The 22,271-nt window shown below is 66.4% G+C and carries 20 protein-coding genes; 11 read left to right on the forward strand and 9 right to left on the reverse strand.

Features of this window, described 5'->3' with window-relative positions; all coding sequences use genetic code 11:
• Positions 1–2: 2 nt before the first annotated feature.
• From BLT60_RS01060 to cysG, 9 genes are all read left to right on the forward strand, one after another.
• On the forward strand, positions 3–1,106 hold the full coding sequence (locus tag BLT60_RS01060; RefSeq protein WP_090874362.1) for an ABC transporter ATP-binding protein: 1,104 nt from the start codon (positions 3–5) through the stop codon (positions 1,104–1,106).
• A 34-nt stretch (positions 1,107–1,140) separates the two neighbouring features.
• On the forward strand, positions 1,141–2,406 hold the full coding sequence (locus tag BLT60_RS01065; RefSeq protein ID WP_090874363.1) for an ABC transporter substrate-binding protein: 1,266 nt from the start codon (positions 1,141–1,143) through the stop codon (positions 2,404–2,406).
• Positions 2,407–2,634: 228 nt separating this feature from the next.
• A complete protein-coding gene (locus tag BLT60_RS01070; protein WP_090874364.1) occupies positions 2,635–3,243 on the forward strand; it encodes an ANTAR domain-containing response regulator in 609 nt (202 codons plus the stop codon).
• A complete protein-coding gene (locus tag BLT60_RS01075) occupies positions 3,227–4,465 on the forward strand; it encodes a CmpA/NrtA family ABC transporter substrate-binding protein (RefSeq protein ID WP_090874365.1) in 1,239 nt (412 codons plus the stop codon). The genes BLT60_RS01070 and BLT60_RS01075 overlap by 17 nt, the downstream gene beginning before the upstream one ends.
• A 286-nt stretch (positions 4,466–4,751) precedes the next feature.
• Entirely contained in the window at positions 4,752–5,591 is an 840-nt protein-coding gene (locus BLT60_RS01080; RefSeq protein ID WP_090874366.1) for a formate/nitrite transporter family protein, read from the forward strand.
• Positions 5,592–5,686: 95 nt separating this feature from the next.
• Positions 5,687–8,140 carry a nitrite reductase large subunit NirB gene (nirB, locus tag BLT60_RS01085; protein ID WP_090874367.1) on the forward strand — a complete coding sequence of 818 codons (2,454 nt, stop codon included), beginning with the start codon at positions 5,687–5,689 and terminating at the stop codon, positions 8,138–8,140.
• Complete coding sequence (nirD, locus tag BLT60_RS01090) at positions 8,137–8,466, forward strand: nitrite reductase small subunit NirD (RefSeq protein WP_090874368.1); 330 nt, start codon at positions 8,137–8,139, stop codon at positions 8,464–8,466. The genes nirB and nirD overlap by 4 nt, the downstream gene beginning before the upstream one ends.
• Before the next feature lie 29 nt (positions 8,467–8,495).
• The gene (gene cynS, locus BLT60_RS01095; RefSeq protein ID WP_090874899.1) at positions 8,496–8,936 is read left to right on the forward strand and encodes a cyanase; all 441 of its coding nucleotides are present in this window, start codon (positions 8,496–8,498) and stop codon (positions 8,934–8,936) included.
• A 14-nt stretch (positions 8,937–8,950) separates the two neighbouring features.
• On the forward strand, positions 8,951–10,432 hold the full coding sequence (cysG, locus tag BLT60_RS01100) for a siroheme synthase CysG (protein ID WP_244521097.1): 1,482 nt from the start codon (positions 8,951–8,953) through the stop codon (positions 10,430–10,432).
• Positions 10,433–10,481: 49 nt separating this feature from the next.
• Here the strand turns inward: cysG and BLT60_RS01105 are convergent, their stop codons facing one another.
• From BLT60_RS01105 to BLT60_RS01120, 4 genes are all read right to left on the reverse strand, one after another.
• Positions 10,482–10,835, reverse strand: coding sequence for a RidA family protein (locus BLT60_RS01105; protein WP_090874370.1), 354 nt, complete (start codon positions 10,833–10,835; stop codon positions 10,482–10,484).
• A gap of 129 nt (positions 10,836–10,964) precedes the next feature.
• On the reverse strand, positions 10,965–11,987 hold the full coding sequence (locus BLT60_RS01110) for an ABC transporter permease (RefSeq protein ID WP_090874371.1): 1,023 nt from the start codon (positions 11,985–11,987) through the stop codon (positions 10,965–10,967).
• A 9-nt stretch (positions 11,988–11,996) separates the two neighbouring features.
• Positions 11,997–12,803: an ATP-binding cassette domain-containing protein gene (locus BLT60_RS01115; protein ID WP_090874372.1), complete on the reverse strand. Its 807-nt coding sequence runs from the start codon at positions 12,801–12,803 to the stop codon at positions 11,997–11,999.
• Positions 12,804–12,864: 61 nt separating this feature from the next.
• Positions 12,865–13,875, reverse strand: coding sequence for a sugar ABC transporter substrate-binding protein (locus BLT60_RS01120; protein WP_090874373.1), 1,011 nt, complete (start codon positions 13,873–13,875; stop codon positions 12,865–12,867).
• A 259-nt stretch (positions 13,876–14,134) separates the two neighbouring features.
• Between BLT60_RS01120 and BLT60_RS01125 the strand changes: the two genes are divergently transcribed.
• Positions 14,135–14,887, forward strand: coding sequence for a FadR/GntR family transcriptional regulator (locus tag BLT60_RS01125; protein ID WP_090874374.1), 753 nt, complete (start codon positions 14,135–14,137; stop codon positions 14,885–14,887).
• Between the two features lie 17 nt (positions 14,888–14,904).
• Here BLT60_RS01125 and BLT60_RS01130 read toward each other — a convergent pair whose 3' ends face one another.
• A complete protein-coding gene (locus BLT60_RS01130; protein ID WP_090874375.1) occupies positions 14,905–15,672 on the reverse strand; it encodes an SDR family NAD(P)-dependent oxidoreductase in 768 nt (255 codons plus the stop codon).
• Between the two features lie 149 nt (positions 15,673–15,821).
• On the opposite strand from BLT60_RS01130, the gene BLT60_RS01135 reads away from it, so the two are divergent.
• A complete protein-coding gene (locus BLT60_RS01135) occupies positions 15,822–17,222 on the forward strand; it encodes a pyridoxal phosphate-dependent decarboxylase family protein (protein WP_175478234.1) in 1,401 nt (466 codons plus the stop codon).
• A gap of 37 nt (positions 17,223–17,259) precedes the next feature.
• Here the strand turns inward: BLT60_RS01135 and BLT60_RS01140 are convergent, their stop codons facing one another.
• From BLT60_RS01140 to BLT60_RS01155, 4 genes are all read right to left on the reverse strand, one after another.
• The gene (locus tag BLT60_RS01140) at positions 17,260–18,432 is read right to left on the reverse strand and encodes a mandelate racemase/muconate lactonizing enzyme family protein (RefSeq protein WP_090874900.1); all 1,173 of its coding nucleotides are present in this window, start codon (positions 18,430–18,432) and stop codon (positions 17,260–17,262) included.
• 79 nt (positions 18,433–18,511) lie between these two features.
• Positions 18,512–19,396 (reverse strand): ABC transporter permease, encoded by an 885-nt coding sequence (locus BLT60_RS01145; RefSeq protein ID WP_090874377.1) that lies wholly within the window; start codon positions 19,394–19,396, stop codon positions 18,512–18,514.
• Positions 19,393–20,337 carry an ABC transporter permease gene (locus BLT60_RS01150; protein WP_090874378.1) on the reverse strand — a complete coding sequence of 315 codons (945 nt, stop codon included), beginning with the start codon at positions 20,335–20,337 and terminating at the stop codon, positions 19,393–19,395. Before BLT60_RS01150 ends, BLT60_RS01145 begins: the two co-directional genes overlap by 4 nt.
• Positions 20,338–20,382: 45 nt before the next feature.
• Complete coding sequence (locus tag BLT60_RS01155; RefSeq protein WP_175478235.1) at positions 20,383–22,017, reverse strand: ABC transporter substrate-binding protein; 1,635 nt, start codon at positions 22,015–22,017, stop codon at positions 20,383–20,385.
• Positions 22,018–22,271: the final 254 nt, after the last annotated feature.

The following is a 22,271-nucleotide window of genomic DNA, read 5'->3' on the forward strand; positions in this document are numbered from 1 at the left end:
ACGTGCCGCAGGTCGAATTCAGCAATATCGTCAAGCGCTTCGGTCGGGTGACCGTCCTCGAGGATCTCAGCCTCACCGTCCAGGATGGCGAGTTTCTGGTGCTGCTCGGCCCCTCCGGCTGCGGCAAGACCACGCTGCTCAACATGCTGGCCGGGCTACAGGACGTCACCGAGGGGACGATCACCATCGGCGGCCGCGACGTCACCGACCTCGATCCCAAGGACCGGGGCCTCGCCATGGTCTTCCAGTCCTACGCCCTCTACCCGACCAAGACGGTGCGCGGAAACCTCAAGTTCGGCCTCTCGGCGCAGAAGCTCGACCGCGCCGAGATCGAGCGCCGCGTCACCTGGGCCGCCGGCCTGCTGCAGATCGACCAGTTGCTCGACCGCAAGCCGGCGCAGCTCTCCGGCGGCCAGCGCCAGCGCGTCGCCATCGGCCGGGCGCTGGTCAAGAATGTCGACGTCTTCCTCTTCGACGAACCGCTCTCCAACCTCGACGCCAAGCTGCGCACCGAGATGCGGCTCGAGATCAAGCGGCTGCACCAGGAACTCGAAAAGACCATCGTCTTCGTCACCCACGACCAGGTCGAGGCGATGACCATGGCGCATCGCATCGCGGTGATGAACGGCGGCGTCATCCAGCAGATCGATACGCCGGACGAGATCTACGAGCGGCCCGCCAACCTCTTCGTCGCCCGCTTCATCGGATCGCCGGCGATGAACACGCTGGCGGCGCGGATCGAAACCAGCGGGCAGGCGATCGCGGCCATCCACGGTCCATCGGGCGTCCGAATGGACCTGTCCGACTACGCCTTCAGGACGCCTCCGAAGCACGGCGACACGGTGGTCGTCGGCCTGCGGCCCGAACACTTCATCGTCGGCGAGACCGCCGAACCGACCGGCGCCGTCTTCACCTTGCCCGTTCGCTACACGGAAAAGACCGGCAGCGACGTCACCATGTTTCTCGACAACGGAGAGAAAGACCTGATCTCGGTGCGCTTCGATCACAAACACCACCACGTGCCAATAACAGGCGAGGCGCCCCCCGTGTGGTTCCCGAAGGATCGGTTCGACGTGTTCGACGCCGCTTCGGAACGACGCATCTAGGCCAGGAGTGGCCAGCAACCCAGGGAGGAAATCAATGAAGAGATCCATACTCGCAGGGCTTGGCTTTGCATTCGCCTTGAGCGCCGCGCCGGTGGCGCACACCGCCGAACTGACGATCTTCCACTCGTGGTCGAATGAGAGCGAGATCGCCGCCCTCAACGTTTTCGTCAACGCGCTGAAGGACAAGGGCCACACGATCAAGGAACTCGCCGTCCCGCACGAGCAATCGGGCGCCGGCGGACCGATCGTCAGCCTGGTGATCGCCGGGACCCCGCCCAACATCTTCCTGACCGGCAACGCCGACATCTACCGCGACATCCGGGATCGCGACCTTGGCCAGACGGTCGGCGAACTGTTCGACGAGATCGGCGCGACGCCGAACTTCGCGGCACCCGTCCGCGAAGCCATCAAGGTCGACGGCGAGGTCCGCAAGATCCCGACCGGAATCCATATCGACGGCATCATCTACTACAACATGAAGGTCGCCGAGGCCGCCGGTGTCGATCCGACAAGCTGGACATCGGTCGAGGACATGTTCGCCGACATGGGGAAGGTGAAGGACGCCGGCTACAACTTCATGGCCATGGGCGGCAACACCTTCCAGGCCGGCTACCTGTTCCATGCGCTGATGGCCGGCATCGCCGGGCCGGAGGTCTACAAGAAGTTCTATGAGGTCGGCCCCGATGGCCAGCCCGATCCCTCGGTCTTCGAGGAGCAGGGCCTGCGCGATGCGATCGAGGTCTTCCGCCAGATCACCGGCCAGGCCGACGAAGGCTGGGTGAACCGCCAGTGGAACGAGTCGACCAACACCGTCATCTCCGGCAAGACGCTCATGCACCTGCATGGCGACTGGATGAAGGGCCAGTGGCGGGCCAACGACAAGGTTCTCGGCGAGGACTATGGCTGCATCAACCTGCCGGGCACCAAGGCGCTGTCGGTCACCGTCGACGCCATGGGCATCCTTGGCGGCGAGCCGGTCTCACCGGAGCAGCTCGAGGCCGAATTCCAGATGGCGGAGATCGTCGTCGACCCGGTCCGCAACGCCGAATTCGCATCCTTCAAGGGCTCGACGCCGGTCCGCACCGATGCACCGGCCGACAAGCTCGATGCCTGCAACACGCTGGTGCTGGAGTCGCTGGCCAAGGACAACTACTGGGTCCTGAATCCCTTCTACATCAGCGATTCCGACTGGATCAATTCGGTCTGGAACACGATGTTCACCTTCCAGGGCGATCCCGACATGACGACCGACGACGCGGTCGAGATGCTGAAGAGTGAATACGAGGCGATCTTCAACTAGCCTCGCCGTCTTCACAAAGACGTCTGGAACCGGGTCTTTCGAGGCCCGGTTCCTTGCTTTTCGACACCGTCCGGCCAACACGTCCGGGCGCGGCCCCGAGCCGCCCGACAGCCGGTCCCCATTGCGTTTGACGCCCCCTGCGGCCAGCGGCTCCCACCCGATTCCACAACCGGGGATGGCCCGCATATTGCATTGCACAAACACGCCCTCCGGCCTGATTGAAGCGCAATGTCCACCCGCCTGCCCTCTGTACTGGTCGTTGACGAGAACGCGGTCCGCGCCGCGATCATCGAGGCCGGACTCCGTGAGGCCGGGCACGAAAATGTCACCATCGTCGCCGACGTCCGGGGCATTGCCGGCGAGATCGCCATCCTTGAGCCCGACGTCATCGTCATTGGCCTCGAAAACCCCAACCGCGACATGCTGGAAAACGTCTTCCAGCTTTCGCGCGCCGTGAAGCGGCCGATCGCCATGTTCGTCGACCGCTCGGACCGCGACTCGATGGAGGCCGCGATCAACGCCGGTGTCTCGGCCTATGTCGTCGACGGCCTGAAGCGCGAGCGCGTCAAGCCGATCCTCGACATGGCTATCAGCCGCTTCAACGCCTATTCGCGCCTCGAACGCGAACTGGAGGACGCGCGCGGCGCGCTGCAGTCCCGCAAGATCATTGATCGGGCAAAAGGCTTCCTGATGCGCAGTCGCGGGCTGTCCGAGGACGCGGCCTATGCGCTCCTGCGCAAGACCGCGATGAACCAGAACCGCAAGATTGGCGAGGTCGCAGAAAGCCTCGTTCTGGCGGCCGAGATGCTGGGGGACAGGGATGGCAGCAACGACTGACATCTTCGCCGGATTCATTCCGCTGACCGATTCCGCGATCCTCGTCGCCGCCCGCGAATGCGGCTTCGCCGAGGAAGAGCGGATCGCCCTGTCTCTGATCCGCGAGACGTCATGGGCGAATATCCGCGACCGCATTGCCATCGGCCACTTTCAGGCCGCCCATATGCTGGCGCCGATGCCGATCGCCGCCGCCCTTGGCCTGACGCCGCTGAGCCAGGCGGTGCTGGCGCCGATGGCCCTCGGCCTTGGCGGCAACGCGGTCACCGTCAGCCTCGCCCTGTTCGACGAGATGCAGGCGGTGAACCCCGTCGACATGCTCGACCCCGCCTCCTCCGGCGCCGCGCTGCGGGAACTGGTTAGGCAGCGGCGCGACACCGGCAGGCCGCGCCTTCGCTTCGGCGTCGTCCATCCCCATTCGGGGCATAATTTCGAGCTGCGCTACTGGCTGGCCAGTTCCGGCATCCGCCCGGACGAGGATGTCGAAATCGTCATCGCCCCGCCGCCCTTCATGCCCGACGTGCTGGCCGCCGGACGCGTCGACGGCTACTGCGTCGGCGAACCGTGGAATTCCGTCGCGGTCGCCTCCGGCGCCGGGCGCATCGCCACCGTGAAATCGGCGATCTGGAACTCCAGCCCGGAGAAGGTGCTCGGCGTCCATGCCGACTGGGCTGGCCGCAACCCGGAAGCCCTCGCCCGTCTCATCCGCGCCCTCTACCGCGCAGCGCAGTGGTGCTCGACCAGGGAGAACCACGCCGCCCTCGCCCATATCCTCGCCCGCCCCGACTACCTCGACCAGCCGGCCTCGCTGGTCATCAAGGCGATCGATGGATCGATCCTCGGCGGGCGCGGTGCCCGGTCCGGCATCGCCTTCTTCGAGCCCTTCGCCGGGGCCGCGACCTTCCCCTGGCAAAGCCACGCCCTGTGGTTCTACAGCCAGATGGTCCGCTGGGGTCAGGTCGCGCATACGCCGGCCAACGCCGAAGCCGCGCGGCTGTGTTTCCGGCCCGACATCTACCGCGCCGCGCTCACCCCGCTGGGGGGCGCGCTCCCCGGCGCCAATGCCAAGGTCGAAGGCGCCCTGAAGCAGCCGTCGCCCGTCGGCGCCACCGCCGGATCGCTGGTGCTGGCCGCCGACGGATTCTTCGACGGCGCCGTCTTCGATCCGGACCGGCTCGACGACTACATCGCCACCCAGATGCCGCTCCGAACCCCTTCCGCATAAACGCTAGCCAGAATCGATTTCGCCCAAACAACAGGCAAACGCCTGCGCAAGCGGGCAGCATCGCGCCTATTCTTTGTGCGTAACAGTCTGAAATCTCTCGCTTATTCCAGTTGACTCGAATCCGCTTCTGGTCAATTGAATAGGGACAGCCGATCGACGGCTGCCATATCCGCGTCCACTGACGGGCGCTCCAGGCGATGCCGCCAAACCTGCCTCTTCCCGCTCGGAAGGGGTCGGTTTGGCGGCATTTTTCGTTTCAGGCCCAGTCAAACCGAAGGATCCTCCCATGTCCTACGTCCCTCCAGCCGAATTCGTCGTCAAGATGATCGATGCCGGCGAGGCCAAGGTGTTCATGTCGACCCGAGACACGATCATCCGCGCCTATATGGCCGGCGCGATCCTCGCCCTCGCGGCGGCCTTCGCCATCACCATCTCCGTCCAGACCGGCCAGCCGCTCGCCGGCGCCATCCTCTTCCCGGTCGGCTTCTGCCTGCTCTACCTGATGGGCTTCGACCTGCTCACCGGCGTCTTCACGCTGGTGCCGCTGGCCCTGCTCGACAAGCGCCCCGGCGTCACCCTCAGCGGCGTCATGCGCAATTGGACCCTCGTCTTCGTCGGCAACTTCGCCGGCGCCTTCACCGTCGCGGTGATGATGGCGATCATCTTCACCTTCGCCTTCACCGTCGAGCCCAACATCGTCGGCCAGAAGATCGGCACCATCGGCGAAGGCCGGACCGTCGGCTACGCGGATCACGGCGCGGCCGGCATGCTGACGCTCTTCATCCGCGGCGTGCTGTGCAACTGGATGGTCTCGACCGGTGTCGTCGCGGCGATGATGTCGAAGTCCGTCCCCGGCAAGGTCATCGGCATGTGGATGCCGATCATGCTGTTCTTCTACATGGGCTTCGAGCACTCGATCGTGAACATGTTCCTCTTCCCCTCGGGCCTGATGCTCGGCGGCAACTTCTCGGTCAGCGACTACCTCATCTGGAACGAGATCCCGACCGTCATCGGCAATCTCGTCGGCGGCCTCGCCTTCGTCGGGCTGACGCTCTACGCGACGCACGCCCGCACCGCGCCGCGTCGCTCGCCCGAATATGACGGCGTCGCGGCCCCCGCCGAATAAGCGCGCAGCACCTGCCCGGGCGGGGACGATGGTTCGCCAGTCGTACCCGCCCGCCGGCGAGACGCCCGCCACACCGGACAAGATGGAGTGACAGAATGAGCGGCAAGCAGAAGCTGGTGGTGATCGGCAACGGCATGGCGCCCGGCCGCATGCTCGAAAGCCTCTTCGAGCTGGCGCCGGATCGCTACCAGGTGACGATCTTCAACGCCGAACCGCGCGTCAATTACGACCGGATCATGCTGTCGCCGGTCCTCTCCGGCGCCAAGACCTACGACGAGATCATCATCCACGGCGATGGCTGGTACATCGACCGCGGCATCACCCTCTACAAAGGCCACAAGGTCGTCGCCATCGACCGCGATGCCCGCACCGTCACCTCCGATGCCGGCGAGGTGGCGCCCTATGACAAGCTGGTCGTCGCCACCGGCTCCAACCCCTTCATCATTCCGGTCCCCGGCCACGACCTGCCCGGCGTGTTGAGCTATCGCGACCTCGACGACGTCAACGCCATGCTGCTCGCCGCCCAGTCCCGCGCCAAGGCGGTGGTGATCGGCGGCGGGCTGCTCGGCCTCGAAGCCGCGGCGGGCCTGCGCGAACGCGGCATGCAGGTCACGGTCCTCCATGTCATGCCGACGCTGATGGAGCGGCAGCTCGATCCCGCCGCCGGCTACCTGCTCGAGCGCGCACTCGTCGACCGCGGCATCGAAGTCGTCACCCGCGCCAACACCCGGGCGATCGTCGGTGACGGCAAGGTGGAGGGCGTCGAACTCGACGACGGCACCGTCATCCCCGCCTCGCTCGTCGTCATGGCCGTCGGCATCCGGCCGAATGTCGCCCTGGCGAAAGACGCCGGCCTCGAAACCGGTCGCGGCATCGTCGTCGACGCCGGCATGCGCTCAAGCGACCCGGATATCATCGCCCTTGGCGAATGCGCCGAGGTCGGCGGACAGGTCTACGGCCTCGTCGCGCCGCTCTACCGCATGGCCGAGGTCGCCGCCGCCCGCCTGGTCGAGGACCCGTCGGCGGAATTCGCCCACATGGATACGCCGACCAAGCTCAAGGTCACCGGCATCGACCTCTATTCGCTCGGCGATTTCGCCGAGGGCGACGACCGTCAGGAGATCGTCCTCCGCGACGCGACAGCCGGCGTCTACAAGCGCGTCGTGCTGAAGGACGACCGCATCATCGGCACGGTTCTCTACGGCGACACCGCCGACGGCGCCTGGTTCAACGACCTGATGAAGAAGCGCACCGACATCTCCGCGATGCGCGACACGCTGATCTTCGGCCAGGCCTACCAGGGCGGCGCGGCGCTCGATCCCACCGCCGCCGTCGCCGCGCTGCCGGACGATGCCGAGATCTGCGGCTGCAATGGCGTCTGCAAGTCGACCATCACCGGCGCCATCGCGGCCAAGGGGCTGACCTCGCTCGACGCGGTCCGCGCCCATACCAAGGCGTCGAATTCCTGCGGCACCTGCACCGGGCTGGTCGAGCAACTCATGGCCCTCACTCTCGGCGACCGCTACAATCCCGCCGCCGTCACGCCGATGTGCGCCTGCACCGATCTCGGCCATGACGACGTCCGCCGCCTGATCAAGGCAAAGCGCCTGAAGAGCATCCCGGCCGTCATGCAGGAGCTCGAATGGAAGACCTCCTGCGGCTGCGCCAAATGCCGGCCCGCCCTCAACTACTACCTCGTCTGCGACTGGCCCAACGAATATGCCGACGACTACCAGTCGCGCTTCATCAACGAGCGCGTCCACGCCAACATCCAGAAGGACGGCACCTATTCGATCGTCCCGCGCATGTGGGGCGGCCAGACCACTTCGGCGGAGTTGCGCGCCATCGCCGATGTCGTCGACAAGTTCGACATCCCCTCCGTCAAGGTCACCGGCGGCCAGCGCATCGACATGCTGGGCATCCGCAAGGAAGACCTGCCCGCCGTCTGGAGCGATCTCGGCAAGGCGGGCTTCGTCTCCGGCCACGCCTACGCCAAGGGCGTCCGCACGGTGAAGACCTGCGTCGGCACTGACTGGTGTCGCTTCGGCACCCAGGATTCGACCGGCCTTGGCGTGCGCATCGAGAAGTTCATGTGGGGCTCCTGGACCCCGGCCAAGGTCAAGATGGCGGTCTCCGGCTGCCCGCGCAATTGCGCCGAGGCGACCTGCAAGGATGTCGGCGTCATCTGCGTCGACTCCGGCTTCGAGATCCACTTCGCCGGCGCCGCCGGCCTCGACATCAAGGGCACCGAGGTGCTGGGCATGGTCAAGACAGAGACCGAGGCGCTCGAACACATCGTCGCGGTGGTCCAGATGTATCGCGAGCAGGGCCGCTACCTCGAGCGCATCTACAAATGGGCGAAGCGCATCGGCTATGACGAGGTTCGCCGCCAGATCATGGACGACGCGGAACGACGCGCCGCCTATTTCGAGCGCTTCGTCTTCTCCCAGAAATTCGCCCAGGTCGACCCGTGGTCGGAGCGCGTCTCCGGCAAGGACAAGCACGAGTTCAAGCCGATGGCCAACCTCGTGCTGGAGGCCGCCCAATGAACGCCCTGACCCGCAACTGGATCGACGTCGGCGCGCTGGAAGACATCCCCCGCCGCGGCGCCCGCTGCATCAGGAACGGCGCCATGACTATCGCCGTCTTCCGCACGACCGACGACCACGTCTTCGCCCTTGAGGATCGCTGCCCGCACCGCCAGGGGCCGCTCAGTCAGGGCATCGTCCATGACGGCTGCGTCACCTGCCCGCTGCACAACTGGGTGATCTCGCTGGAGACCGGCAAGGCGCAGGGTGCCGACGAGGGCTCGGTCGAGGCGTTTCCGGTCCGGGTCGACGACGGCCGCGTCCTGCTCGCCGTCGACCTCGGATGACGATGGGAATCGAAGGAGTACCGACGATGATGACCAAGTCCGACGTGACCGCGATGATCTACGAGAAGAAGCGCGCTGGCGGCCTGACCTGGGCGGCGATCGCCGCCGATATCGGCATGAGCGAGGTCTTCGTCACCTCCGCCTGCCTCGGCATGAATTCGCTGCCGAAGGACAAGGCCGAGGCGCTCGCCGCCAACCTCGGTTTGCCGCCCGAAGCCGCGACCGTCCTTGCCGAATACCCGACCAAGTCCTTCGACAGGACGGTCCCGACCGATCCTTGCATCTATCGCTTCTACGAGATCGTCGGCGTCTACGGCCAGACCCTGAAGGAACTGATCCAGGAAAAGGGCGGCGACGGCATCATGAGCGCCATCGATTTCGACATGAGCGTCGACCGGCTGCCGAACCCGAAGGGCGACCGGATCGAGGTCCGGATGAGCGGCAAGCTCCTCGCCTACAGCGCCTGGTGACAGGGAGCCGCCCGATGGCCATCGCCGCGACACTGTCCAAAACACCACCTGCGCCGCGCCGCATGGAGGCTCTGGCAACCCTGCCGGTCTTCTTCAGGCTGGCGGGAAGGAAGGCGATCGTCGCCGGCGGATCGGAAGCGGCCGCCTGGAAGGCCGAGCTTCTCGCTGCGACCGGTGCCGAGGTTCATATCTATGCGGAAGACATTGATCCGGCTTTCGAGGCGCTGATCGCCGCCGGTTCCCTTGTCCATCACGCCCGGCGGTGGGACCAGGCCATCCTGCCTGGCGCAGCCGTCGCCATCTGCGATGCAGCCACCGAGGCCGAGGCGAAGGCCTTCGCCGACGCGGCGCGGGCCGCAGGCGTGCCGGTCAATGTCATCGACAAGCCGGCCTGGTGCGACTTCCAGTTCGGCTCCATCGTCAACCGGTCGCCGGTTGTCGTCGCCATCTCGACGGATGGCGCCGCGCCGATCCTCGGTCAGGCGATCCGGCGACGCATCGAAACGCTGCTGCCCCCGGCGCTCGCCGGCTGGGCCGACCTTGCCCGCGCCATGCGGGACAGGATCGCCGCCACCCTCGCCGCCGGCCCCCAGCGCCGCGCCTTCTGGGAGCGCTTCGTCGACCGCGCCTTCGGATCCACCCCGGGAGAAGGCGCCGTCGACGCCCTGATGGCAGACGCCAGCGCAATCGCGTCCAACACCCATGCGTCACAGGGTCGGGTGACGCTGGTCGGCGCCGGGCCGGGCGATGCCGAATTGCTCACCCTGAAGGCCGTGCGCGCGCTGCAGTCGGCCGATATCATCCTGTTCGACGACCTGGTCTCGGATGACGTGCTGGAACTGGCGCGCCGCGAAGCGAAGCGGATGCTGGTCGGCAAGCGTGGCGGGCGCGAAAGCTGCCGCCAGGAGGACATCAACACAACCATGATCGCGCTGGGGAAGGCCGGCAAGCATGTGGTGCGGCTGAAGGGGGGCGACCCGATGATCTTCGGTCGCGCCGGAGAGGAAATCGGCCGCCTGCGGGCCAACGGCATCCCGGTCTCGGTGGTGCCGGGGATCACCTCGGCGCTGGCCATGGCGTCGTCCCTCAGCGTCTCGCTGACCCACCGCGACTGCGCCCAGTCGGTCCGCTTCGTCACCGGCCACAGCCGCAAGGGCGAACTGCCGAAGGATGTCGACTGGCGGGCGATTGCCGATCCGACGGCGACAACGATCTTCTACATGGGCGGCCGCACCGCCGGCGCGATCGCCAGTTGCCTCATGACCAACGGCGCGTCGTCAGCGACGCCCGTCGTCGTCGCAAGAGCCATTTCTCGCCCCGCCGAAAAGCGCTGGGCCGGTCGCCTCGCCGATCTCGCCGACGGCATGCGCACGATCGGCTACGACGAACCGGTTCTGATCGGCATCGGCAAGGTCTTCGATTCTGTCGTTATGGAGAGCGCCGGAAACCGGCCTGTCCCGCCGGTCGCGGCGGAGCGCCTGTCGATCCCGGCATGAAGGATGGCCGATCCGTTTCGGCCAGCCATCCTTCAATTCATTCCAGCGTTCAGGAACGCGCCGCCGTCACCATGATCTCGACCGTGAAGGCCGGGTCGGCGAGCTTCGCCTCGACGCAGGCGCGCACCGGCGGCTGGCCTTCCGCCACCCACTTGTCCCACTCGCCGTTCATCTCGTCGAAGGTGCTCATGTCGGCCAGCCACAGGTTGGCGGCCAGCAGCTTCGACTTGTCGGTTCCGGCTTCCGCCAGCAACTCGTCGATGCGGGCAAGGATGTCGCGCGTCTGGTCGGCGACGCTGGCGCCCGGCGCCCGCGAGGCGACCTGCCCGGCGAGATACACCACGTCACCATGCGTAACGACCTGGCTCATGCGCTGGTTGACGTGCTTCCGTTCGATAGTCATGTGCAGTCCCTTTGTTGAACGCGGCCATGCGCCGCGCGAAGCGTATGTGATCGACGGGGCCGGGCCGGCGCTTGCCGGCGACCGGTCCGGTCGATCGTTGCGATACTCTGCGTGAGAAGGCTCGTCCTTCTACCGACCGGTCAGCGACTGCCGGCGAATGCGGCGTTCGATGATGATCTGCAGCACCACCGATATGACGATGACGAAGCCGAAGGCAAGCTGCGTGTAGAAGGCGTTGATGCCGGCGGAGACGATGCCGGCGTTGATCGCGCCGATGATGTAGGAGGCGACGAAGGTGCCGATCACCGAGCCGGTGCCGCCAAACACCGACGTGCCGCCGAGAAACACGGAGGCGATCGTGTTGAGCAGGAAGCCGTCGCCGGTCGTCGGCCAGAAATAGTAGCCGTAGATCGAGGTCAGGATGCCGGCGAATACCGCCAGCACGCCGACCAGCACGAAGGCGCCGGTCTTCACGCCGACGACGTTGATGCCCATCAGCCGGGCGCTGGTCGGATTGTCGCCGACAAGGAAGACATGCGCCCCGAAGCGGGTCCGGTTGAGCAGCACCCAGAGCACGCCGGCAATGACGATCATCCACAGTGTCTGGACCGGAAAGCCGAAGACCGGCTCGCGGAAGATGGCATGCATCGCCGGGTATTCCTTCGCCGTCAGCGGCACGCCGGTGCCGTTCATCAGGACGAGTTCAAGCCCGCGAAAGAGAAACGACGTGCCGATGGTGATGACCAGCGACGGAATGTTGAGCTTGGCGACGAGAAAGCCGTTGAGCAGCCCGCAGGCGGCACCCGTGGCGAAGGCAACGACGAGGCCGAGATACCACGGCGCCCCGCCATAGGCGGTGACCAGGCAGAAGGCCGCGGTGCCGAGCGCCATGACCGAGGGGAAGCTGAGGTCGATCTCGCCGGTAATGACGACGAAGGTCAGCGCCAGCGCGATGATGCCGAATTGCGGCGTCGTCTGCGCAAAGGCGGCATAGATGTTGACGTTGGTGAAGACGGCGGGCGCGGCGATGACGAAGCTCAGCCACATCACCAGCCCGACGCTGATGATGCCAAGCTGGCTGCCGTGCCGACGCAGGGCCGAGGGAGGCGCAACCCGGTTGTTGGCGGGCTTCCCCGCCGCGGTATCGGTCATGCCTGCCCCCTATTCCAGCTCGCCGGTCCGCGCCACGCGGTAGAGCCGGTCGATCAGGTCGTCCATCGAGATCTGCGACTTGTTGTAGACGCCCGCGACCCGGCCGCGGTCGAGCACGTAGAGCCGGTCGACGACCGGATAGACGTGAAAGATGTTGTGATCGATGAAGACCGCCGACTTGCCGGCCTTCTTGATGCTGGAGACGAAGTCCAGCGTCTTCTTAGTCTCGGTCAGCGACAGGCCCATCGTCGGTTCGTCGAGTATCACCAGTTCGGCGTCGAAATGCAGCGCCCGGGTGATCGCGACGCCCTGCTTCTCGCCGCCCGACATCGTCGTCACCACGTTGTCGGGGTGAACGGCGGCCGAGGTGAAGCCCATGTGGTCACTCATCAGCCGCGAGCATTCCTCGCGCATCCGCTTGACGTCGAGCAGCCCCCACTTGGTCCGCGGTTCGCGGCCCATGAACATGTTGCGCCAGATCGGCTGCTTCTCGCAGAGCGCCCGTTCCTGGTAGACGGTCTCGATGCCCAGCGACCGGGCGCGCGCCACCGACCATTCGTGGATGCGCTCACCGTGGAAATAGATCTCGCCGCCGGGATCCGGGCTGTGGAAGCCCATGATCGTCTTGACCAGCGTCGACTTGCCGGCGCCGTTGTCGCCGAGCAGCCCGACGATCTCGCCGGGATAGACGGCGAAATTGACATCCGACAGCGACCGGACCTCGCCGAAGGTCTTGGTGACGTTCTTGAGTTCGATGACGGGCGTCTTCGCTTCCGCCTTCGTGGCTGTTGCGGTCGCGGTTGCGGTATCGGCCATCGCTGGGTGCCCCGGAAAGGAAAGCGGCGCGGGACGCTGGGCCCCGCGCCGGTTGTTCGACTTAGCGGATTTCGACGGCCGCCAGCGGCGCGACGGCCGCGACATTCGACTTGTCGACGAAGGCGCCGGCCGTGTTGATGTCGAGGCCGGAGAAGCCGTATTTCTTGGTCAGACAGATGTTGACCATCGACAGGTAGCCCTGAAGGAAGGGCTGCTGGTCGATGACGAGGCTCTGGTAGCCCTGCTCGATTGCCTGGGCGCTGTTCGGCGACATGTCGAAGCCGGCGAAGAACACCTGGCCCGGCTCAAGGCCGGCTGCCTGCGCATAGACGCCGACATTCGAGGTCAGTCCGCCGTGATCGGTGACGACGATCTTGACGTCCGGGTTGGCGCCCATCAGGCCGACGAAGGTCGCGGTGCCTGCGTTCGGGTCGGCGTTGGTCGCCTGGTCGATCTCCTGGTAGATCACCTCGGCGCCGACCTTCTCGAAAGCGTCGATAACGCCGACGGTGCGCTGCCCGCGGTCGCCGCCCTGGCCCTTGAGCCCCCAAACGAAGACCTGCTCGCCTTCCTTGAGACCGGCGCGGTTGGCCGCCTCGGTCGCCAGCGCGAAGCCGGCGTCGTAGTTCGGCGCACCGACGAAGCCGAAGCCCTGCGGCGCGAATTTCGCCTGGCTCTCGGGAAGCGACGTGTTCAGGGTCGTGAAGACGATGCCCTGCTCATAGGCCTGCTCGACGACCGGCCCGGTCGCCGCCTCGCCAGCGAAGCCGTAGGTGGCGATGCCGTCGACACCGGTCGCCACGGCCTGCTGGATCTGGGTCAGCATCTTGTTCGGATCCCAGTCCGAGAAGTAGTAGGTGACCTCCGGTCCGAGATCGAGCTCGGCCTGGCGGAAACCGTTATAGACGTTGTTGGCGAAGACGCCGCCCTGCGGTCCGCCCGGGAACGCGGCGATCTTGACGCCTTCGCACCACTGCGGAGTCGGGTCGAGCGCCAGCGCGCCCGTGGTGCCCAGCCCAAGCAGGGCAGCGGCACCGATCAGCGGCCGGAGCCGCGCAAAACCTTCGGTCATTGGTATCCTCCCATAGCGCCACCGCTCCCCGCGGCCAGCTCACAACACCTCATCAAGGTGTCCGATTATGGTTATGGGAATAGTATAGGTCTGTAAAGTCCCGCCGGCTCCGGCCCCGCCTACCCGCACATCGGCAGTCTCGGCGTTTGCCAAGAATGCACTCTTTCTCTAGGCTCGCGCGCGATTGTCCGGGGATTTGGACGCGGGCCGGCCTTGGTCATCACGAGGCCGAGTTATGTTACATGTCTGAAGGATCGGCATGACCGACCCCGTTTCAAGAAAGCGCGAAGAACCCGGCACGGCGACCTCGACCGTCGCCGACGAACTGGTGCGGATGATCCTCGGCCACATGGTGCCGGGGGCGAGCTTGCCGAGCGAGGCCGAGCTCGCCATCCAGCATGGTGTCAGCCGGGTCACCGTCCGCGAGGCGGTCAAGATGGTCGCCGGCAAGGGCCTGCTCGACCTCGCCCGCGGCCGCCGCGCGGTGGTCAAGGCGCCGGACGCCGCGGCCCTCGGCGAGTTCATGATCTACATCGTCCACAGCGACCCGAAAGGCGTCTTCGATCTCGTCGAGATCCGCATGTCGCTCGAGGTCCAGTCGGCCGGGCTCGCCGCCCAGCGCGCCACCGGCCCGGCGCTGGCGGCGATCGAACATACGCTGAAGGACATGCGCGCCGCCCAGGGCCCGTCGGCCGGCGACGAGGACGAACAGCTCTTTCACGAAGCCGACGTCGCCTTTCACCAGGCGATCGCCATGGCTTCCGGCAATCGCATCCTGACCAGTCTCTTCGAGGCGATGGCGCCGGCGCTGAAGCGCTCCTTCTTTCTCAGCCGGCGCGGGCGCCAGATCCGCGGCCAGAATGCGGAGCACACGATCCTCGCCCACCAGCGCGTGCTCGACTGCATCATCGCCGGCGACACCCCCGGCGCCGAGGCGGCGATGCGGGTGCACCTCACCGATGCTGCACGCGACATGCGCGCCGCCATCAACGGCGAAAAATGGAGCGGCTGAGCCCGCGCGGCTGAACCCTATCCGGCAAACCGGCTGGTCAGCCCTCCGTCGACGCGCCAGTTGGCGCCGGTGACGAAACTCGCTTCATCGGAGAGGAGGAAGGCCACCACGTTGGCGATCTCGGCCGGCACCCCCATCCGCCCCATCGGGTGGACGCCAAGCACCGTCTCGCGCAGGTCCGGCGGGTTGCGATCGAAGAATTCCTTGACCAGATGGGTCTCGGTATAGCCCGGCGATACCGCGTTGACGCGGATCTGCTGCGGACCGACTTCCAGCGCCATTGACCGGGTCAGCCCGACCAGCCCGGACTTCGCGGCCGCGTAGGGAAACATCCCCTTGTAGGTCATGTCGGCATGGACTGAGGCGATGTTGACGATCGATCCCCGCTTCGCCTCGATCATCGCCGGCAGCACGGCCCGGGCCATCAGCCAGGCCGACTTGAGGTCGACGCCGAACACGTCGTCCCATTGCGCCTCCGTCATCTTCACCGGATCGGCATAGGAGTTCCGGCCGGCATTGTTGACGAGGCCGGTCACCGGCCCGAGCTTGGCGACGGCGGCCTTGTGAAAGCGCCCGATGTCGGCCGCCGACCGCACATCGCCACTGGCGAAGAAGGTTCGCTCCGGCGCGTCGAGTGAGTCGACCTGCGCCAGTCCGGCGGGCTCGTCGATGTCGATCCAGGATGCGCTGGCGCCTTCCGCGATACACTTGCCGACGATCGCCGCGCCGATGCCGCGACTCCCCCCGGTGACCACGATGTGCTCACCGTTCAGTCTGCCCGTCATTCCGATGTCCTTTTGTCATTCGCCGATCGACAGCCGCATCCGCAATCGCCGGAAGCCGATCCGGCTTGCTTGAAGACTGTCCACGCACCTTGCCGCATGACATGATCATGACCGTGAAAACCGACCCGGCGCAAGCGGAAGGAATACGAATGAATCGGATCCCGTGCACGAGGCCTGCCGCCTCCTTCGAGAAACTCCACCAGGCGATCGGCGAAACCCTCGACACGACCGCGGCGGACCTCTCTCCCGAAACGCTGCTGGATGTCTTCAAGGCGCTCGCCGACAAGCACGATACCGACGTCAACAGCCCCTTCAACATGGGCTATTACTGCATCGACGCCGACGTTGCCTCGCTTGCGGCGCTCGACGAGACCGAGCGTCGCGCTGCCAATATCGCCGTCGAGGGCCAGCATCCCGCCGCCCTCGCCTTCGAGCTTCACAGCGTCGAGCGCGTCCTCAGCGCCTTCGGCATCGACCCCGCCACCGGCCACGGCCACTACACCTCCGGCGGCACGGAGGCCAATCTCACCGCGATGATCGTCGCCCTCGGCGACCGCATCAGCCATCGCAATCGCAAGCTGCCGAAGTCGGCCTACGATCCCGGCCTCTGCCTCGACGCCGACGGCAAGCCGCAGCCCTTCGAATACGTCCATCACGGCGTCGTGCCGCTGAAGGTGCGGCCGACCGTTTATGTCACCGCCCAGACCCATGCCTCGATCGACAAGAATGCCCGCACCCTTGTCGGTATCGCGTCGATCCGCGACGTGCCGATGGACAAGGACCTGCGGATGAATCCCCGGGCGCTGGAGCGGATGATCGTTGCCGACCGCAAGAGCGGCCGCTTCGCACCCTTTCTCGTCGTCGGCACGGTCGGCGCCACCGGCTCCGGCATCGTCGACCCGCTGCGACGCATCGCCGATGTCTGCGCGCGCCAGGGTGTCTGGCTGCATGTCGATGCGCCATGGGGCGGCATCGCCGCCTTCTCTCCGGCCCTGAAGAAGACCTGCCTCGATGGCATCGAGCTGGCCGATTCCATCACCTTCGATCCCCACAAGACCCTGGTGCCGCTGGGCGCCGGCGGCAGCGGCATGTTCCTGACGCGCCATCGCGACGCCGTGGCGCGGTCCTTCAACGTCTCGGGTCAGCCGGTGGCGACCCATGACTATGCGTATATGTCGCTCCAGGGATCGCGGGCGAATAACGGCCTGCGCGTGCTGAGCCAGCTTGTCGAGCCCCGCCGGCTGGCGGCGCGCGTCGAGCGCGAGGCGCGGCTCGGCGACCTCCTGCGCCGCAAGCTGCGGGCGAGCGGCTGGACGATTGCGTCGAAGACCCCGCTTCCCGTCGTCACCGCCGTCCATCCGAAGATGGCGGCCGGCGACATCTCGGCGGCGACGATTGTTCGGCGCCTTGCGAAGGCCGGCATCCTCGCCAAGGCCGAGACTCTGCGCCCCGGCGAGACGCCCGCCCTGCGGCTCGGCATCATCAGCCGCCGCACTTCGGAAGCGGACATCGCGGCGGTCGTCGACGACCTCGATTCGATCGTCGGCTGACCTGTTGCGTGACCCGTGGGTCACGCAACAGCGGGGCTCAGGCCGGCGACTTGAACAGGCTCTTGCCGTTCACCTTGATCTCCACGTCGACGCGGTATTTCGCCAAAGCCTCCGGGCTCACATCGATGCCGAGCCCGGGCTCTTCGGGCAGTGACAGCTCGCCATTGGAGTCGAGCTTGAGGTGATTGGTCGTCAGGTCGATCGCCAGTTGGCGCGGCGTCACCGGAAACTCGCAGATCGTGTCGCTGGCGAGATCGGCATAGGGCTGCAGCGAGGCGGACAGCGCGAGGTGGGTGGTGAAGGTGTGATTGACGTAGGTCACCCCGCGCTCGGCCGCATATTCCGCCACCTGCCTGGCCGGGCCGATGCCGCCGATCCGGCCGCAGTCGATCTGGATGAAGCCGACCTTGCCGAAATCGATCAGGTGCCGGGCCATGAACACGTCATGGGCGGCCTCGCCACCGGCGATCTTCAGCTTGTCGGTCCGCGCGCCGAGCGCCGCGTAGGCGTCCAGCGCGCCTGCATGGAACGGCTCCTCGAGCCAGACCGTCCGGTTACGTTCGAGCGCCGGCAGGCGAAGCGCTGCCGCCTCGACATCGTCGATCCAGATCTGCCCGGCGTCGACCAGCAGGATGCCGTCCTCGCCGAGGCCTTCGCGCGCCGCGTCGAGATGATCGACGTCGTCCTGCACCGGGCCGGTCCCGAAGGGCCCCCAGCCAAACTTGACCGCGCGGAATCCCGCGGCCCGGCTCTCGCGGGCGCCGGCCAGCGTCTCGTCGGGGCTGTTGCCGAACAGCCGCGATGCATAGGGCGTCTTCCTGGCCGGGCGTTCGATGCCGAGAAGCTTGTAGACCGGCTCGCCGCGCGCCTTGCCCAAAAGGTCCCACAGCGCCATCTCGATGCCCGACCAGGTGTGGGGGGCCTGCAGCAGGTCCATACTGTTATAGGCAACCTTGGCGGCGATGCGCCGGATGTCGTCGGGCTTGTCGATCGTCTCGCCGAGCACCGAGTCGCGCACCGGCCGACAGACACCGTGCGACATCGGCGTGACATAGGCGGCGATCGAGACCAGCGGCGACGCCTCGCACTCGCCCCAGCCGACACGCCCGCCGGCCACCACCCGCACGACGAGCGCGTCCTGGCTGCCGTCTGCGTCGGTCGTCACCTCCGGCATCGACAGGTAAAAGAAATCGACGTCATCAATCTTCATGGTCAGGTCCTTGAATGGTGCCGGAAAAGCCAACGGCCGGCGGAATGGAATGGGGATGATGGTTTTGCGGCGGTGGGGGTCAGCGGCCATCCCCGTCGAAATAGTCGCTGATCGCATCGCCGAAGAGATTCAGTCCGAGGATCACGGCGGTCACCGCGACGCCGGTGACGATCGCCAGTTGCGGCTGGATGCTGAGATATTGTTGCGCTTCCCGCAGCATCGAACCGAAGGATGGCGCCGGCGGCTGGATGCCGAGGCCGAGGAAGGAAAGCGCCGCTTCCCACATCACCGCCTGGGCGCCGTCGAAGCTCGCGACGACGACCAGCGGCCCGATCATTCCCGGCAGGATCTCGGTGCGAAGGATCCGGAGTTCGCTGGCGCCGAGGCCACGCGCCGCCTGGACGAATTCGCGGTCGCGGAGCTGGATCGCAACGCCCCGCGACACCCGGGCGAAGTCCGGTATCGCGGCGATCCCGACGGCGACCATCGCGTTGACCAGCGAGGGTCCGAGCAGCGCGACGATGACGATGGCGACCAGCACCGTCGGAAAGCCCTGCACCACTTCGGTGACCCGCGACACGACCAGGTCGAGGATGCCGCCAAGCCCGCCGGCGAGCAGGCCGAGCAGCGTGCCGAAGATCCCGCCGATCAGCACGACGATGAGGAAGGCTTCCGCGGCGACCACCGTCGAGCCGAGCAGGCGGCTGAGAACGTCGCGGCCAAGCGGATCGGTGCCGAGCAGGTGTTCGGCGCTCGATCCCTGCAGGGCGGCGCCAAGATCCGTATCGGTCATCGAATGCGGCGCGATCCACGGCCCGAAGATCGCCGCGATAAGAAACAGCGTCACCAACCCGAGCGCCAGCGGATGCCGCCGCATGAGAAAGCGCAGTAGGCTCGCCCGTCGCGGCTGGCGCGCGACGGAGCCGGGCATCGCGGCGTCGGCCGCTGGCGCGTTCTCGCTCATCGGGTCCGCACCCTCGGGTCGACCAGTCCATAGGCGAGATCGATGGCGAGATTGACGAAGACGTAGCCGACCGCCGCCACCAGCACCACGCCCTGGACCACCGGATAGTCGCGGTTGAGCACGGCATTGAGACCAAGTCGGCCGATCCCCGGCAGGCTGAAGATCACCTCGATGACGATCGCGCCGCTGATCAGCACGCCAAGCTGCAGCCCGACGAACGTCATCGTGTTGATCCAGGTATTGGGCGCGACGTGGCGAAAGAGGATGCGGAAATTCCCGAGCCCCTTGGCCCGCGCCGTGTCGACGAACGGCTCCTTGAGAACGCTCTGCGCCGTCACCCGGACGAAGCGGATCAGCGCCGGCGCGAGATAGATGGCGAGCGACAGCGTTGGCAGGATCATGCTGCGCAGGTTGAGGCCGAGCCCGCGCGAAACCGGCACATAGCCGCCTGACGGCAGGATGCGCCATGTCACCGCGAAGAGAACGATCAGCATCAGCCCGACCCAGAAGCCCGGCACCGAGATGCCGAGTGTGATCACCGCCATGGCCGGCTTGCTCCACCACCGGTCGCGCTTCTGCGCCAGGATCAGCCCGGTCGGCACCGCCACCAGCACCGCCAGCAGCAGCGACAGCCCGGCGAGTTCCAGCGTCACCGGCAGGGCGTCCATCAGGAGCCCGGTCACCGGCTTGTGGCTGAGATTGGAGACGCCGAGATTGCCCTGCACCGTTTCCCCGAGCCAGATCACGAAGCGCGTCGGCAGCGGCCGGTCGAGGCCAAGCTGGCGCGTGACCGCCTCGACGCGCTCCGGCGTCGCCATGGTGCCGAGCAGCACGGCGGCGGGGTTCCCCGGCGCCAGCGCCGTGGCAAAGAAGGCGAGCGCGCTGACGCAAAGCAGCGTCAGGGCCGCGCCCGCCATTCGTCCGGCTACATAGACAAGCATTCCCCATGACCTCGCCGGTGCGCCAAGTCGGCGCCCGGCGCCATCCTAGCTGCCTTCGACGGTCACCTGCCCGTAATCGTCGATGCCGCTCGGCCCGATGACCAGGCCCTCGACGCCGCCGGTGGCGAGGAAGAACAGCGGCAGGTGGTCGACCGTGATCTGCGGCATCTCGTCGAGCACCAGTTCCTGCAATTCGCGATAGAGCGCGATCCGCTTTTCCTTGTCATTCTCCGACACCGCCTTGGCCAGCAGCTCCGCATAGCCCGGCGGGTTCCACTGGTTGACGTTCGAGGTCGGCGCGAAGTTCGGCGAGTTGAACATGCTCGCCGCGTCTTCCGGCCCGGTGTTGAAGTTGTCGGTGGTGATGTCGAAGTCAGGATTGGTGACGATCCGGTCGATCCACACCGTCACGTCGAGATCGCGGACCGTCACGTCATGGCCGAGACGGTTGAGGTTGTCCTGGAGCAGCAGCGCCATCGACTTCAGCGAGTCGAAGCCGGCGATGGTCAGGATTTCCATCTTCAGCGGCTTGTCCTTCGAGAAGCCGGCCTCGGCGAGCAGCGCCTCGGTCTTGGCGAGATCGAAGGGATAGCGCGACGACGAATCCGGCAGATACGTCTCCATCTCCTCCGGCACCGGATTGATCGTCGGCCGGGCGAGGCCGAACCAGACGGCCTTGGTATAGGCCTCCCGGTCGAAGGCATGGGCGAGAGCCTGACGGACGCGCTTGTCGTCGAACGGTGCGCGCTTGGTGTTGATGTTGAAATTCTCGTAGAGGATATACGGCTTGGTGGTCAGCACCTGGACGTCGGCGAAGGTCTCTGCCTGCTTGACGTCCTTGGCCTCGACCAGCGCCAGGAGCTGCAACGAGCCGTCCTGCAGACCGGCCAGCCGCGCCTGCGAGTCCGGCACGATCCGCCACTCGATCGCGGCGAGTTCCGGCTGTTCAGCCCGGTAGTAGCTGTCGTAGCGCTCGACCCGGATGTGATCGCCCGGCGTCCAGTTGACGAAGGTGAACGGGCCGGTGCCGATAGGCGCGGTGCCGATGTCGGCGATGTTGCTTTCCTTGACGATCGCCACCACGGCGAGGTTGGACAGGATGCCCGGCGTCGTCGCGGCGAGCGTCACCTTGACCGTGCGATCGTCGACCGCCACCACGTCGGTGACCGGCTCGAGCTGCGCCGAGAAGGGGCTGCCGACCTCCGGATCCTTGGCCCGCTTGATGCTGAACACGACGTCGCCGGCGGTGAAGGGCGAGCCGTCATGCCAGGTGACCCCCTCACGCAGAGTGAAGGTGAGTTCCAGCCCGTCGTCGCTCAGCGTCCAGGCCTCCGCCAGCATCGGATCGGCCTGCAGCGTGTCGGGATCGATGAAGACCAGGCTCTCGAAAACCGTCGAGCGGATGGTGTGGCGGAAGACGTCGAGCGTCGACATCTGCGGGTCGAGCGTCTTGATGTCGCTGCTGATGCCGACCGTCAGCGTGCCGGCGCCCGCCGCCAGCGCCGCCGCGAACCGGCCGCCCGCCACCGTCGTCGTCGCGGCAAACAGCGTCAGCCCGCCAAACAGGCGAAGGAACTCGGCCCGGTTGATGCCGGTCGCCGCCCCTGCCGCGCGCGTCGTCTTCGAAGGATTGCCAGTGTCCTGCATGTCGTCGTCCCCCAGCCCGTTGCGTGGCGACACGCCACATTCGCCCACCCGATTCCGCCGCCAGCGGCGTTTTGTATGGTGAGCCGTTGCAAGTAGAAGCGTAGTTTTGTATACGATTTTGATGGAACCGTCAAGCGACGCCCTGATCCGTGAAGGCAGCAGATGAAGCCGGCCGATGCCCTGCCGCAAGCGATCCTGCGGAGCGCGCCACACGGCTGGAACCGGCGATCCGCGCTGCCCGATCGCCGCGCGATGCGTCATGATGGCGGCTGCATCATGCGAAGGAG

The sequence above is a fragment of the Bauldia litoralis genome, from assembly GCF_900104485.1.
In the GTDB taxonomy this organism is placed as follows: domain Bacteria; phylum Pseudomonadota; class Alphaproteobacteria; order Rhizobiales; family Kaistiaceae; genus Bauldia; species Bauldia litoralis.

Bases quoted from the DNA above. Each gene is read 5' to 3' on its own strand.
- BLT60_RS01130 (WP_090874375.1), bottom strand. From the start codon at position 15,672: ATGACGGGCAGACTGAACGGTGAGCACATCGTGGTCACCGGGGGGAGT.
- BLT60_RS01120 (WP_090874373.1), bottom strand. From the start codon at position 13,875: ATGACCGAAGGTTTTGCGCGGCTCCGGCCGCTGATCGGTGCCGCTGCC.
- BLT60_RS01080 (WP_090874366.1), top strand. From the start codon at position 4,752: ATGTCCTACGTCCCTCCAGCCGAATTCGTCGTCAAGATGATCGATGCC.
- BLT60_RS01115 (WP_090874372.1), bottom strand. From the start codon at position 12,803: ATGGCCGATACCGCAACCGCGACCGCAACAGCCACGAAGGCGGAAGCG.
- BLT60_RS01110 (WP_090874371.1), bottom strand. From the start codon at position 11,987: ATGACCGATACCGCGGCGGGGAAGCCCGCCAACAACCGGGTTGCGCCT.
- BLT60_RS01075 (WP_090874365.1), top strand. From the start codon at position 3,227: ATGGCAGCAACGACTGACATCTTCGCCGGATTCATTCCGCTGACCGAT.
- nirB (WP_090874367.1), top strand. From the start codon at position 5,687: ATGAGCGGCAAGCAGAAGCTGGTGGTGATCGGCAACGGCATGGCGCCC.
- BLT60_RS01135 (WP_175478234.1), top strand. From the start codon at position 15,822: ATGAATCGGATCCCGTGCACGAGGCCTGCCGCCTCCTTCGAGAAACTC.
- nirD (WP_090874368.1), top strand. From the start codon at position 8,137: ATGAACGCCCTGACCCGCAACTGGATCGACGTCGGCGCGCTGGAAGAC.
- cysG (WP_244521097.1), top strand. From the start codon at position 8,951: ATGGCCATCGCCGCGACACTGTCCAAAACACCACCTGCGCCGCGCCGC.
- BLT60_RS01125 (WP_090874374.1), top strand. From the start codon at position 14,135: ATGACCGACCCCGTTTCAAGAAAGCGCGAAGAACCCGGCACGGCGACC.
- BLT60_RS01145 (WP_090874377.1), bottom strand. From the start codon at position 19,396: ATGAGCGAGAACGCGCCAGCGGCCGACGCCGCGATGCCCGGCTCCGTC.
- BLT60_RS01105 (WP_090874370.1), bottom strand. From the start codon at position 10,835: ATGACTATCGAACGGAAGCACGTCAACCAGCGCATGAGCCAGGTCGTT.
- BLT60_RS01150 (WP_090874378.1), bottom strand. From the start codon at position 20,337: ATGCTTGTCTATGTAGCCGGACGAATGGCGGGCGCGGCCCTGACGCTG.
- BLT60_RS01140 (WP_090874900.1), bottom strand. From the start codon at position 18,432: ATGAAGATTGATGACGTCGATTTCTTTTACCTGTCGATGCCGGAGGTG.
- BLT60_RS01070 (WP_090874364.1), top strand. From the start codon at position 2,635: ATGTCCACCCGCCTGCCCTCTGTACTGGTCGTTGACGAGAACGCGGTC.
- cynS (WP_090874899.1), top strand. From the start codon at position 8,496: ATGACCAAGTCCGACGTGACCGCGATGATCTACGAGAAGAAGCGCGCT.
- BLT60_RS01065 (WP_090874363.1), top strand. From the start codon at position 1,141: ATGAAGAGATCCATACTCGCAGGGCTTGGCTTTGCATTCGCCTTGAGC.